This is a genomic window from Acinetobacter sp. B51(2017) (assembly GCF_003711395.1).
GTDB lineage: Bacteria > Pseudomonadota > Gammaproteobacteria > Pseudomonadales > Moraxellaceae > Acinetobacter.
In genome coordinates, this window is sequence record NZ_PJRJ01000007.1 from 41,229 (window position 1) to 54,612 (window position 13,384).

Genomic DNA, 13,384 nt, shown 5'->3' on the forward strand with positions numbered 1-13,384 from the left:
CGTTCCCTCTATTAAAATTGTCGTGGTAAAAATTCAATCTGTGGGTTTTTATCTTTTTGTCGTGCTAAACGACTGTTTTTACCCAGTAATAATTTTAGTTGCCAAATTTTCTCTAGCCTTAAAGCTTTATGCGGGGCATGTTGCATGGCATCTAATACCCGTTTAGCTGCATAAATGGCATCAGGTGAGCGGCTACAGATTTCCTGTGCCAATTGCTTTGCTTGCTGTAAGGGCTGTTCAGATAGATGTGTGACTAAACCAATGTCTTTGGCATACTGCCCATCAAAAATACGCGCGGTTAAGGTGAGTTCTTTGGCTAAATCCAAAGGAATTAAACCTGAGAGTGAGCGCGATAGTCCCATGTCTGGTACCAAGCCCCAACGGCTTTCCATAATCGACATTTGTGTGTTGGGATGTGCAATGCGAATATCGGCTGCCAATGCCAATTGCATACCCGCACCAAAGCAATAACCTTCAATTGCGGCAATTACAGGTACAGGCAGTTGTTGCCAAATTAAAAAGGCTTTTTGAAATAGACTTTGCCCCGGTTTAATTAATTCCCATGTGGCAAAAGCACGATTTTTAGAATTATTTAAGTCGGCAAGGTCAATGCCAGCACTAAATACCTGTGCTTCGCCAGTGACAATGACTGCGCGTACTTGCCGATTTTTTTGTAATTGTTCGGCAGTTTTAACCAAGTCTTTGAGGAGGGAAAAGCTCATGGCATTGCGTTTTTCTGGACGATTTAAACGTACAATAGCAATACCATCTTGGTATTCGAGTTCGATATGGGCCATTTTATTCTCTTGTTATTGCTTTTGAGATAAGCATAACATGCGCGCGCCTTAAAACCTTAGTCGCTTTGGTTTTTTAACATATCTTGCGCTGCCAGCCGGACTTCATCAATACGACTATTTAAATCCTCAAAGCGGGTTTGAACTGCTGCAATAAAAGTCTCATCTGCAATACGCTGTTCCTTACGCAAAATAGAAACAAATTGTTCAAATTCACCCGTGACCTGTTGCAAACGCGGTGTACCCACATAGCGTGTTGCGCCATATAAGCGGTGTAGCACATGCTCTAATTGCGGAAAATCCTCCACTTCAATCAGCTCTTGCATTTCACTGAGTTCTTTATCAAAACTTTCTACCAGCATTTTGAGTAAATCTAAGGCTAAATCTTCTTTATTAGCAGCCAGTTGTAAACTTTGTTGCCAATTTAAGATTTCAGGATCAATCACGGTTGGTGGACTTGGGGTGTTCAGGCTTAGATTTTTGGCATTAAAGCTTTGTTTAGTCCATTGAGTTAAAATTTGAATAATTTGTTCAATTTGGATGGGCTTGGTGACATAGTCATCCATGCCATTTTGTAACAATTTTTGCTTTTCATCAGCTAAAGCATGCGCTGTTAAGGCAATAATTGGTAAGCGTTTATGGTGCTCAATGGTCGATTCGAGTGAACGAATGGCGCGGGTGGTATCGATTCCCGACATCACTGGCATTTGAATATCCATAAAGACCAAATCAAAGGCAGGCTGACCTTGTTGCAGTTGTTTTTCTAAAATGCCTAAGGCTTCTTGACCGCTTAAAGCACGGGTCATTTTGACATTCAGTTCGCCAAGTAGAGCTTCTAAGACAATTAAATTCGGTAAATGATCATCCACCGCCAAGACATGTAGACCTTGGCCGTTAAATTGTTCAAATTCTTCTTCTACAAAAACGTCTTGATTGCTAAGTAATTGAATTAAAGCGCTGCGGCTTAAAGGTTGATACAGTGGGCGCGCCTGATGTTCGTTTAAAAGCTGCGGTTCTAGCTGCATTTGGTAGCCATACACCGCTAAGTTACCGCGATAACGATGACGAATTTCACGTAATAGGGCTTCACTATCGCCACTATGATCAACAATGACCCAAGTGTTTTCATTGGCATCGACACGATTTAAATCACTAAATAATTCTAAAATCGAATTGGATTCGGTGTGTTGTACGCCATAGTTTTCTAAATAATGTCGTAATACATTGGCGGTGGCAGGATGTGCCAAATAAGACAACACCTGCATGTGGCTAAAGTCAGGATGTGGGGTGTAATCTTCTTCATTTATGGCAAACATGGCGGTAAACCAGAAAGTAGAGCCTTTTTCAGTTGGGGCGCGTTCTTGGTTGTCTTCAAAGCCAATATGCCCATGCATTAAATGCACCAGTTGTTTAGAAATGGCTAAACCTAAACCTGTACCGCCAAATTGACGCGTGACTGAAGCATCGCCTTGAGAGAAAGATTCAAATAGCTTTTTACGGTCGGTGCCGCTTAAACCAATGCCGCTGTCTTGTACGCTAAAGTGTAGTAAACATTGCCCAATATCATCGTGTTCCATGCGCACACGTACAATAATTTCACCATCTGGGGTAAATTTAATTGCGTTGGAAATCAAATTGGTTAGCACTTGTTTAAAGCGTAACGCATCGCCAATCACATCTTTAGGAATGTTGTCGGCATAATAAAAGGCCATAGCAATTTGTTTTTGCGCGGCAAGTGGTGACAGCATATCCATTACGTCAAAGATAGCTTCTTCTAAATCAAAGGGTGCAGTTTCTAGCTCCAATTTACCCGCATCAATTTTAGAAAAATCTAAAACATCGTTAATCAGCGCCAATAGATGTGCCGATGATTTACGAATGGTTTGTAAATAGAGATTTTGCTCGTTCGATAAATTACCCTGGCGTAGTAATAGGTGGATAAAGCCATCAATACTATTTAAAGGTGTACGTAATTCATGGCTAATATTGGCTAAAAATACCGACTTCGATTGGTTGGCTTGAATCGCCTGATCACGCGCTTGGCGATAGGTAATATTTTGCACTTCGAGTGTATCTAACGTGCGGCGTAAATCGTCTTCAGTTTGTTCGGTATGTTCTTTGAGTTCTAAAAAGCTGTAATGTAAACGTTTGACGACATTGGCAATATCACGCTGCAATAAACGCAGTTCACCGGTACTGTTAATCACCATATGTTGATCTAAGGTATCGGTATTCAGGCGTTGTAACTGCATACGCACTTCGTACATTGGGGCAATCCAGCGCCGTGAGTAGAAGTTTAAGCATAAAAGTAACAACAATAAGGTGAGTAAACCGGTGGCAATCAGCACAATGAGTACCCGATAACGGGCAATTTGTAGCGGTTGATTGTCGAGTTCAATCATTAACCATGCCACTTTATTGGGCGCTTGATGAATGGCCATACCGTAAATATGGCTGTCTTTATGTGCAATAGGGCCTAAAAAACTCGCATTGGGCGTTGCTTTAGGCCATGGATCAGCCGCTTGATCACCCAAACTTAAGCGGTTTTGTCCATTGGCATCAATAATTGCAGTACGAATCACATGTTTATTATTCATCATGGTTTGCATAAAGGTGCGACCATGATCGTAATGCAGGGGATAATAGTTAAGTAAAGTGATCGCTTGTTCGGCTTGGGTTTGAAAGCGGGTTAAAATCGCAATTGCCATTTGGCGTTGCTGCGCTTTGGCAGCATTGGAGGTTTCAATTAAAACTAAAGCTGCGCCCACACAGGCCAATACCATGATGGGCACAAAAATGAGCGCAATCAGTTGCCCGTAGGCATGGTTTAAATGTAAGCGCTTAAATAACTTTTTATTGATATTGGGCATAATTCAAAAGGCAGCTTTTGTTTGCCGACGAGTTTAGCATGCTTTTTTTTAATCTGATGAGGCTTTGAGCGAGTTAAAGAAAAAGCCTGCTAAACGGGTGCAGAATCAAGCATTTTTTCATACAATAGGCGCACCTCGATAAAGGTGCAAATAATGAGTACGACACCCCCTGATTTTCAAAAAGACGAATTTTTACTGGATCACTATGTGGGCAAAACCCCACTGGTGCGGTTACAGCGTCTGGCAAATCACACTCAAGCAACAGTATTGGCCAAATTGGAAGGCAATAACCCAGCAGGCTCAGTCAAAGATCGTCCTGCCTACAACATGATTATGCAAGCAGAAAAGCGTGGTCAGATTCAACCGGGTGATACGTTAATTGAAGCGACGAGCGGAAATACAGGCATTGCATTGGCAATGGTTGCAGCGATGCGCGGCTACAATATGAAACTCATCATGCCTGCCAATTCGAGTCAAGAACGTAAAGATGCGATGGCGGCTTATGGTGCGGAGCTTATTGAAGCCTCAGGCATGGAAGAAGCGCGTGATATGGCGCTACAAATGCAAGCTGATGGTGTAGGTTTAGTCCTTAACCAATTTGGTAATCCAGATAATGTTGAAGCACACTACCTGACCACAGGTCCTGAGATTTGGCAGCAAACGGGTGGCAAAATTACCCATTTTGTCAGCTCGATGGGCACTACCGGCACGATTATGGGGATTTCAAAATATCTCAAAGAGCAAAATCCAGACGTGCAAATTGTCGGTTTACAGCCAGCAGAAGGCTCTAATATTCCGGGCATCCGTCGTTGGCCGACCGAATATCTACCAACTATTTTTGATGCATCACGCGTTGATCGCATTATGGATATTCCACAAATTGAAGCGGAAAAAACCGCGCGTCAATTGGCACGTCGCGAAGGCATTAGCGCGGGCGTTTCTTCAGGTGGTGCGGTGTGGGCATCGATTAAATTGGCTGAAGAAAACCCAAATGCGGTGATCGTGTGTATTGTTTGCGACCGTGGCGATCGTTATTTATCTACTGGTTTGTTCTCAGTTCAAGACTAAACTTGAGCAACTTATATAGGGTCATATTATGCGTTTACCGGTGTTAGTTTTTGATATTGAAACCTTAACCGATCGAAAATCAGGTGCGCATTTATATGACCTTGATTTGCCAGAAGCTGATGTCGATGCTGCTTTAGCCAAGCTGCGTCGTCAGGAAGCAGGTAGCGATTTTCAGCGTTTACCCTTGCATGAAATTGTGTGTATTTCTGGACTTTGGCTGAATGAAAAAGGACAGATGAAACTGTTTTCGTTTAGCCAAGAGCAATATACTGAACGTGAAATTTTACAAAAATTTTTATCGATCTTTGATAAGCGTTATCCAACCCTAGTCAGTTGGAATGGTTCACAATTTGATTTACCTGTAATTTTATATCGCGCTATGTATCATGGTTTATCTGCGCCAAGTCTGTTTGATCAGGGCGAAATTGATAACCAAAAACGTTATAATAACTATCAGAACCGTTACCATCAGCGTCATGTTGATTTAATGGATGTTATGGCAATGTTTAATGGACGTAATTTCCAAAAGTTAGATGATATTGCGCATTTATTAGGTTTTCCGGGTAAACGTGGTTTACCAGGCTATCATATTCCCAAATATGTTGCCGAAGGGCAGTGGCTTGAGCTCACCAGCTATTGCGAAGGCGATGTATTAAATACGTGGTTGGTGTTCTTACGCTGGGTATTACTCAAAGGTTTAATTAGCCCGCAAGATCATCATTCTTGGATTCAACAAACCATTCATTATTTACAGAGTCAGCCGCAACATACCGAATTTTTACAGGTATGGTGTCAAAACTCACAGCATACTGCATTTACTGCACTTGATTTCTCCCCAGACAAAAATTAGGTATCCATGAAACACAAAGCTAAACCTCGTCCTATGCCACAACCCAAGTACATTTTTCAGGTTGAATCGCTATCACACGAAGGACGAGGGATAGCGCATTATGGCAGTCATCCCGATCATCCAAGTGATAAGCACGGCAAAAAAGTTTTTATTGAGGGCGCCTTGCCTGGCGAAACTGTGCTTGCAAAAATTACCAATGTGATTAAACGTTTAGAAGAAGCTGATTGTCTTGAATTACTCAGTGAGCCTTCAGCAATACGTGTAGAACCTGCCTGTTCACACTTTGATCGCTGTGGTGGTTGCAATATGCAGCACATTGCCAAAGATGAGCAAATTCGTTTAAAACAGGATGTCTTAAAATCTCATTTGACTCATTTTGCGGGTTTAGAGCCACAAAACTGGTTAGCGCCTCTTCGCTCTGAACGTGAAGATTATCGTCGTAAAGCGCGAATTGGGGTGCGTTATGTGCCAAGCAAAGACAAATTAGTGGTTGGATTTCGCGAGAAACAAAGCAATAAACTCACTTCTATTGATCGTTGCCTGATCTTGGATCAGCAATTTGGTTCGATTACCCGTTTAAAACAATTGCTACAAAGCTTAGATGCCAAAGCCCATATTGGGCATATAGAACTGGCGATGGGTGATCAAGAGATTGCGCTTGTAATACGTCATTTGCAGCCTTTAATTGCAGATGATGTCAACCGATTGCGTGAATTTGCGTTAAACAAGGGTTGGCAATTATATTTACAAGGCAATGATGAGCCAGACTTAGTTCGTATTGACCAAGCTCATGCTGCCCCCCGTTTACACTACAGTTTGCCTGATTTTGATGTGAATTTTGGCTTTCATCCGCATGACTTTACTCAAGTCAATTCAACAGTTAACCCCAAAATGGTGCAATTGGCATGTCAATTGCTAGAGTTGCAACCCGGTGAACGTGTTTTAGACCTGTTTTGTGGTTTAGGTAACTTTAGTTTGCCACTGGCACGCTGTGTAGGTGAAACTGGGCAAGTGATTGCGGTAGAAGGTAGTCAGGAAATGGTTGAACGCGGTACAGAAAATGCCAAGCTTAATCAGATTCAACAGCTACAGTTTTATTCACAAGATTTAACACAAGATTTTTCGCACCAATCTTGGGCAAAACAGGGTTTTGATGCATTATTGATTGATCCACCACGCGCTGGTGCTGAGCAAGTCATGCATTATGTGCCCAAATTTGGTGCAAAACGTGTGGTTTATGTCTCGTGTAATCCCGCTACATTGGCGCGTGATGCAAAAGTGTTAGCAGAACATGGATATCGCTTGATTCAAGCGGGTGTGATGGATATGTTTACACATACTGGCCATGTAGAATCAATTGCTTTATTTAAAAAACACGAAATAGACGACTTATAAATTTATAATATGATACAGCGTAACATAGAAGTAGGAGATAGGTATGGTCACAGTACGTGAACAGCTTCCAGGGCGATTAAATGAATTGTCTGAGGAAACGACTGTTGAGCATGCCGAACAAGCTCAGCATGATCTTGCCGAATGGTTGGATCGCGTCCGCGCTATTTTTGATGGTGCTGAACTCAAACAACTCGAAGAAGTTGCCCAACTGACTCTACAGCGTGAGCTACAAAGTACGGTCAATCATCGCTCTAATACCTTTTATACTGGTTTAGAGATGGCCAATATTTTGGCGCATCTGTATGTGGATGAAGATACTTTATCGGCTGCCATGTTGTACCGTGGGGTACGTGAAGGCGTGATTTCACTCGATGAAGTGCTCACCGCTTTTGGTGCTAACGTACATGGTTTGGTCACAGGCACTTTATCGATGGGTAAGTTGTCTGAGCTGATTGAAAAAAATAAACGCTTAGAAGATCACTTTAATAATAACCAACGTGAACATCTGACCGGCATTTATAAAATGCTGATTTCAGTAACCGAAGATGTACGCGTAGTTTTAATTAAACTGGCCGAACGTACTTATGCTTTACGTGAATTGGCAAAATCACCTAAAGATCGTCAAGAGCGTGTTGCACGCGAGATTCTCACCATTTACTCACCCTTAGCGCATCGTTTAGGCATTGCCCAGCTAAAATGGGAACTCGAAGATCTAGCCTTTCGTTATTTAGCCCCTGAGCGCTATAAAGAAATTGCCTCACTGCTCAATGAAAAGCGTTTAGAGCGTGAGCAATATATTCAGTTTGTGATTGATAAACTGCGTACCGCTTTGGCTGATTACGGAATAGAAGCGGAAATTAATGGTCGGGTAAAACATATTTACTCGATCTACCGCAAAATGAAGAGTAAAGATTTAAGCTTTGATCAGCTCTATGACATTCGTGCGTTACGGGTTTTGGTCAAATCTATTCCTGAGTGTTACCACACTTTGGGTATTGTGCATCAAATGTGGCGGCATATTCCGCATCAATTTGATGACTATATTACCAATCCTAAAGCCAATGGTTATCGCTCATTACATACTGCTGTCATCGCGGAAAATAAATCTTTAGAAGTGCAAATTCGTACCCTTGCCATGCATAATGAAGCAGAGCTTGGCGTGTGTTCGCACTTTAACTATAAAGAAGGCTCCAAAACCACCGATCACTCTTTTAATCATCGTTTACATTCTTTACGTGCAGTGCTTGAGCATTATCAAGAACGTAATGATGCCAGCGCACATAAAGAAGAAGACACTGAAGAAAACTTTGAACAAATCCAAGAGTTTGAGGATTTTGAAAAGATTTATGTGTTTAGTCGTGATGGTGATATCAAAGAGTTACCGCGTGGTTCTACGGTGTTAGACTTTGCCTACCATGTGCATACCGAAGTAGGTAATAAGTGTTATGCCGCGCGGGTTAACCAACGTTATGTGCCTTTAACCTACACCTTAAAAACTGGTGAGCAAGTTGAGATTTTAACCAAAAAGGATCGTGAACCGAACCGTGATTGGTTGGTCAACTCGCTAGGTTATATCAAGACTGCGCGTGCGCGTGATAAGTTACGTCACTGGTTCCGTCAGCAAGATCGTAGTAAAAACTTAGAAGTGGGGCGTGAAATTCTCAATAAAGAATTGTTACGTTTAGCCATTCATCCTAAAAGCATTGATTTAGCAGATTATTGCAATCACTTTAACGTGAAAAATGGCGAAGATATTTTAATCGCCTTGGTCAATGGTGATGTGAGCCTGCATGCTTTGATTAATCAGGTCAATCGTCATATGCACCTCGATCAGGATGAACCTGAGCTGGTGTTAAAACCGACCTTAAATCCGCGTGCCAGTCATACCTTGTCTGCACATGGTATTTTAATTGATGGTTTAGACAACGTAGAACTACATATTGCGCAGTGCTGTCAGCCTGTGCATGGTGAATCAATCGCGGGTTATATCACTTTAAATCGTGGGGTGAGCATTCATAAAGTGGCTTGTCCAGATTATCTACGTATGATTCAAAATGAGCCTGAACGTGCAGTCGAGGCCGACTGGGAGATGCAGCCAACGCGTGGGCAAAGTGTGCAAATTGTGGTGGAGGCTTATGACCGCCGTGGTTTACTTAAAGACTTAACCCAAGTGATTTTTTCAGATCAAATTAACATTCGTCAGGTCAATACCATTTCTGAATCAGATGGTATTGCCAATATGAAATTGTTGATTGAAGTGAAAGGCTTGGCGCAATTGTCACGCTTATTGGCGCGTTTAGAGCAACAACCGGGCATTATTAGTGCGCGTCGTTTGGTGCAAGGTAACTAAACCAACGCCACTGCCAAACCAGCAATTTTAATTGCTGGTTTTTTTATGGAAACAGCATGCAAATTTATTTAGATTGTCAGCCGATTCGACAAATTATACAACTAGATAGCAGCTTAAGCCGCCGTGATTATGTGTTAGCACAAAAACAGGCCTTACATGCGTATCGCTTAGCTTGTTTGAGTCAAAGTTTAGGGCGTGATGTGCAAGCAGCAGAGTTACGCAAAACTGAATACGGTAAGCCTTATTTACCAGAGCTCGCGTTTAACCATAGCCATAGTCAACAGCACTATGCTTTGGTGATGAGTGCTGAGGTACAAGATATTGGTGTAGATATCGAAGATTTAAGCCGTAAAATCCGTTTTGAGGCCTTGGCACAACATGCTTTTACACAGGCGGAATTACAGCGTTGGTATGTCAGTCAACAAAATCAATCCTATTGGTTGCAAATTTGGACTGCCAAAGAAGCGATTGTTAAAGCAGCAGGTTTAGGGATTCGTTTAAGCTTAAATACTTTAGAAACCAATGTTCACTTTGGCCAGATGCAGGGCAATATGCAGCATACGCAATTGGGCGAATTTAGTTATCAGCAATTGCAATTACATGAGGCCATAGTTACGGTCGCATGGCGTACCACAGCGCATTGTCCAATCATCCAACAGATATAAAAAAAGCCCATCAGTTGATGGGCTTTTTTTACGAGTAATGATTAACGCGGAGGTAACTGCTCATCGCCATGTTCTTCAAATTCAGGTTTAACCTGCACAATGAAGTCTTGACGATTCAAGCCACGCCATAAGGCAAAGGCTGTACCAATGTAAATAGATGAGTAAGTACCGACAAACACACCAATAAACATGGCAACAGAGAACCACTTCAGACCGTCACCGCCCATAAACATCATGGCAACCACCACAAGTAATAGGGTCATAGAGGTGTGAATAGTACGACGTAAGGTTTCGGTGAGAGCAATGTTGACCACCTCTAAAGGGGTTGCACCGCGAATCTTACGGAAATTTTCACGAATACGGTCGGAGACCACGATGTTATCGTTGAGTGAGAAACCAATAATCGCCAATAAGGCCGCAAGTACAGTTAAGTCAAATGGCCATTGCATAAAAGCAAAGAAGCCTAAGGTCACAATAATGTCGTGGAATAAAGACAATACGGCACCCATAGCAAGCTTAAACTCAAAGCGAATGGTGACATACACCAGCATGAGTAATAATGCTAAGCCAACTGCACCAGCAGAACGTACATATAGCTCATTACCGACCTGACCACCTACGACATCGAGTTTAGGGACTTCAGCTGCGTTGTTTGGCAACTGTACCGCAGCGCTAATTGCTTTACTTAAGTCTTCTGCTTCTACGCCTTCTTGTACAGGCATACGTACCATCAGGTCACGTTCTGAACCTAAGGTTTGCACCACAGCATCGCTAAAACCAGCTTGGCTTAACGCTTTTGTGACTTGCTCAGGTTGGACTGGATTGGTGTAATTCAGCTCAGCTGCAATACCGCCAGTAAAATCTAAGCCTAAGTTTAAGCCCTTGGTCGCAATAAAGAAGATACTGGCCACGGTTAAGAAAATCGATAGCAATGCCGCAGGCAGTGCGATTTTCATAAACGGGATAACACGTTCTTCTTCTGGGCGACCATAGTTTGGTTGAGAATTTTCAGTCATCAATGATCTCCTTAAATGCTCAACTTTTTCAGGTCGCGTTTTTTGCCATAAATGAGCTGCACAATCGCACGAGTTACTGTAATAGCAGTAAACATCGAGCAGACAATACCAATCATCAAGGTCACAGCGAAGCCTTTAATCGGGCCGGTACCAATGGCAAAGAGAATAAATGCCACCAAGAATGTGGTTAAGTTCGAGTCAAAAATGGTGTTATAAGCACGATCATAACCTGCCACAATCGCCTGTTTTGGCGAGGCACCCCATTTTATTTCCTCTCGAATTCGCTCACAAATCAGTACGTTGGCATCCACCGCCATACCAATGGTAATTACGATACCTGCAATACCTGGTAGGGTTAATGAAGCACCAATCCAAGACATGACGGTTAAAATCATGGCTAAGTTAAAGACCAGTGCAAAGTTGGCAATCACACCAAAAAGACGGAAGAACACCACCATCCAAATCGCTACCAATAAGAAGCCAATTTGGGTAGACAGTACACCTTTATCAATGTTTTCTTGACCCAGACTTGGACCAATGACCCGTTCTTCAACAAAGTACATTGGCGCAGCCAAAGCACCCGCACGTAACATTAACGCCAATTCAGAGGCTTCTTGCGGTGAATCTAGACCAGTAATACGGAACTGTGAACCTAATACTGCTTGAATGGTTGCAGCGTTAATCACGACAGATTCTGTATAAGGGGTACGAACTTCAGTTTGCGTGCCTGTTTCAGGATCTTGCACATAGCTAATTTTCTGTTTGTTCTCAATAAACAATACCGCCATGCGTTTGCCAACCGCGTTACGGGTCGCATCCGCCATGAGCTTACCACCCGCTGAATCGAGGGTAATGTTGACCTCAGCACCACCGGTATCTTGGCTAAAGCCAGATGAGGCATTTTGTACACGCTCACCTGTTAAGATGCGGTTGCGGTTGAGTAATAATTCACGGCCGCTATCTAAAGATTCAAAGGCAAATAGCTCAGTGCCTGGTGGAATCGGTTGACCATTAGATTTACCCAAATATGGGTCAATATATTGATCATTTAAATCAGACACTAAACGGAATTCTAAGTTGGCAGTACGACCTAAGACACGTTTAGCTTCGGCAGTATCTTGTACACCCGGCAGTTCAACCACAATACGGTTGCTACCTTGAGTTTGTACTAAAGCTTCTGCCACACCCAACTCATTAATACGGTTACGTAGAGTGGTTAAGTTTTGATTGACTGCATAGCTTTGAATTTCTTGGCGACGCGTATCGGTGTAGTTTAAACGTAGCGTTGCACCAGCCTCAGTTGCGAGAGCTTGTTGATTAAACTCGTTGCCGCTGCTACGTAAGAAGTCCATGGCTTGAGCACGGTCATCATTGTTGGCAAATTGAACAGTAATGGTATTGTTGGCTAAGCTTAAACTATTAAATTGAATTTTGTTATCACGTAGCTGACGACGCAAATCAGTCGCAGAGGTTTCCATACGCTGACTGATGGCTTTGTCCATATCCACTTCAAGTAAGAAGTGCACACCACCACGTAAGTCCAGACCAAGCTTCATTGGTTTAGCACCAATTTTTTGTAGCCATTCTGGTGTGGTTGGCGCTAGGTTTAAGGCCACAACATAATCATCACCTAAGCCTTGACGCAGTGCATCTTTAGCTTTGAGTTGGGCTTCAGATGAATCTAGACGCAACAAAGCTGCATTATTGCTAAAGCTATTGTCATGACTTTGGATATTTTGGCTTTTGAGGATTTGCTCTGCTTTTTGTACGATGCTTGCGTCAATTTGAGTACCAGCTTTGGCACCCGAAATTTGCACGGCAGGTTCATCTGGATACAAACTTGGCAGGGCATATAAAGTACTGACCACTAAAACAACGAGGATCAGTAGATATTTCCATGCAGGGTAACGCATTTAATTTTCTTCTTAAAATAAAAAGTCGTGCAACTTGCACGACTTAAATGGTGATTAAAGGTTATTCAAAGTGCCTTCAGGTAGAACCGAAATCACACTTGCACGTTGAATTTTCACTTCTACGCCACGATTCAATTCTACCACTGCAAAATCACCTTCAATTTTGGTGATGCGGCCCATAAGACCACCTGCAAAGACCACTTCGCTACCTACACCTAAGCTTTCAACTAAGTTACGGTGTTCTTTCGCGCGTTTTGCTTGAGGGCGCCAAATCAGGAAGTAGAAGATTGCAACGAATACAGCAATCATCAAAAGGTTGGCCATGAGGCTTGGTTGTTGGGCAGCTTCACCTGCTGCATGAGCAGTCGAAATAAAAAGGCTCATTTATAATTTCCTAAATACGAAGTAAAAAATGTCTTGAACAGCAATTTACCTTGTCTTTTTCTTTAGCGCAAATAGCAAA

Annotated in this window: 10 protein-coding genes; 5 read left to right on the forward strand and 5 right to left on the reverse strand. The window is 42.5% G+C overall.

Annotated features, from left to right (window positions below; all coding sequences use genetic code 11):
• Window positions 1-11: 11 nt before the first annotated feature.
• Both CYK47_RS04955 and CYK47_RS04960 read right to left on the reverse strand, forming a co-directional pair.
• Complete coding sequence (locus tag CYK47_RS04955) at window positions 12-797, reverse strand: crotonase/enoyl-CoA hydratase family protein (protein WP_122899489.1); 786 nt, start codon at window positions 795-797, stop codon at window positions 12-14.
• A 56-nt stretch (window positions 798-853) separates the two neighbouring features.
• Window positions 854-3,664, reverse strand: coding sequence for a GacS-like sensor histidine kinase (locus CYK47_RS04960; RefSeq protein WP_122899491.1), 2,811 nt, complete (start codon window positions 3,662-3,664; stop codon window positions 854-856).
• A 153-nt stretch (window positions 3,665-3,817) separates the two neighbouring features.
• Between CYK47_RS04960 and cysM the strand changes: the two genes are divergently transcribed.
• The 5 genes from cysM to CYK47_RS04985 are packed head-to-tail and all read left to right on the forward strand — an operon-like array spanning window position 3,818 to window position 9,992.
• Window positions 3,818-4,732, forward strand: a complete 915-nt coding sequence (gene cysM / locus CYK47_RS04965; RefSeq protein ID WP_122899493.1) for a cysteine synthase CysM — start codon at window positions 3,818-3,820, stop codon at window positions 4,730-4,732.
• A gap of 28 nt (window positions 4,733-4,760) precedes the next feature.
• Window positions 4,761-5,582, forward strand: a complete 822-nt coding sequence (locus tag CYK47_RS04970; RefSeq protein ID WP_122899495.1) for a 3'-5' exonuclease — start codon at window positions 4,761-4,763, stop codon at window positions 5,580-5,582.
• A gap of 6 nt (window positions 5,583-5,588) precedes the next feature.
• Complete coding sequence (gene rlmD / locus CYK47_RS04975; protein WP_122899497.1) at window positions 5,589-6,977, forward strand: 23S rRNA (uracil(1939)-C(5))-methyltransferase RlmD; 1,389 nt, start codon at window positions 5,589-5,591, stop codon at window positions 6,975-6,977.
• Window positions 6,978-7,020: 43 nt separating this feature from the next.
• Complete coding sequence (locus CYK47_RS04980) at window positions 7,021-9,327, forward strand: RelA/SpoT family protein (RefSeq protein ID WP_122899499.1); 2,307 nt, start codon at window positions 7,021-7,023, stop codon at window positions 9,325-9,327.
• A 56-nt stretch (window positions 9,328-9,383) separates the two neighbouring features.
• Window positions 9,384-9,992: a 4'-phosphopantetheinyl transferase family protein gene (locus tag CYK47_RS04985; protein WP_122899501.1), complete on the forward strand. Its 609-nt coding sequence runs from the start codon at window positions 9,384-9,386 to the stop codon at window positions 9,990-9,992.
• 41 nt (window positions 9,993-10,033) lie between these two features.
• Here the strand turns inward: CYK47_RS04985 and secF are convergent, their stop codons facing one another.
• Genes secF through yajC form a run of 3 tightly spaced genes read right to left on the reverse strand, consistent with a single transcriptional unit; the run spans window position 10,034 to window position 13,305 of the window.
• Window positions 10,034-11,008 carry a protein translocase subunit SecF gene (gene secF, locus CYK47_RS04990; protein WP_122899502.1) on the reverse strand — a complete coding sequence of 325 codons (975 nt, stop codon included), beginning with the start codon at window positions 11,006-11,008 and terminating at the stop codon, window positions 10,034-10,036.
• An 11-nt stretch (window positions 11,009-11,019) separates the two neighbouring features.
• On the reverse strand, window positions 11,020-12,921 hold the full coding sequence (gene secD / locus CYK47_RS04995) for a protein translocase subunit SecD (RefSeq protein WP_122899504.1): 1,902 nt from the start codon (window positions 12,919-12,921) through the stop codon (window positions 11,020-11,022).
• A 54-nt stretch (window positions 12,922-12,975) separates the two neighbouring features.
• The gene (yajC, locus tag CYK47_RS05000; protein WP_122899507.1) at window positions 12,976-13,305 is read right to left on the reverse strand and encodes a preprotein translocase subunit YajC; all 330 of its coding nucleotides are present in this window, start codon (window positions 13,303-13,305) and stop codon (window positions 12,976-12,978) included.
• Between the last annotated feature and the right edge of the window lie 79 nt (window positions 13,306-13,384).

What these genes read in the sequence shown, in the direction of transcription:
- rlmD (WP_122899497.1), top strand. Translation starts at nt 5,589, where the DNA reads ATGAAACACAAAGCTAAACCTCGTCCTATGCCACAACCCAAGTACATT.
- CYK47_RS04960 (WP_122899491.1), bottom strand. Translation starts at nt 3,664, where the DNA reads ATGCCCAATATCAATAAAAAGTTATTTAAGCGCTTACATTTAAACCAT.
- secF (WP_122899502.1), bottom strand. Translation starts at nt 11,008, where the DNA reads ATGACTGAAAATTCTCAACCAAACTATGGTCGCCCAGAAGAAGAACGT.
- CYK47_RS04980 (WP_122899499.1), top strand. Translation starts at nt 7,021, where the DNA reads ATGGTCACAGTACGTGAACAGCTTCCAGGGCGATTAAATGAATTGTCT.
- secD (WP_122899504.1), bottom strand. Translation starts at nt 12,921, where the DNA reads ATGCGTTACCCTGCATGGAAATATCTACTGATCCTCGTTGTTTTAGTG.
- CYK47_RS04970 (WP_122899495.1), top strand. Translation starts at nt 4,761, where the DNA reads ATGCGTTTACCGGTGTTAGTTTTTGATATTGAAACCTTAACCGATCGA.
- CYK47_RS04985 (WP_122899501.1), top strand. Translation starts at nt 9,384, where the DNA reads ATGCAAATTTATTTAGATTGTCAGCCGATTCGACAAATTATACAACTA.
- yajC (WP_122899507.1), bottom strand. Translation starts at nt 13,305, where the DNA reads ATGAGCCTTTTTATTTCGACTGCTCATGCAGCAGGTGAAGCTGCCCAA.
- cysM (WP_122899493.1), top strand. Translation starts at nt 3,818, where the DNA reads ATGAGTACGACACCCCCTGATTTTCAAAAAGACGAATTTTTACTGGAT.
- CYK47_RS04955 (WP_122899489.1), bottom strand. Translation starts at nt 797, where the DNA reads ATGGCCCATATCGAACTCGAATACCAAGATGGTATTGCTATTGTACGT.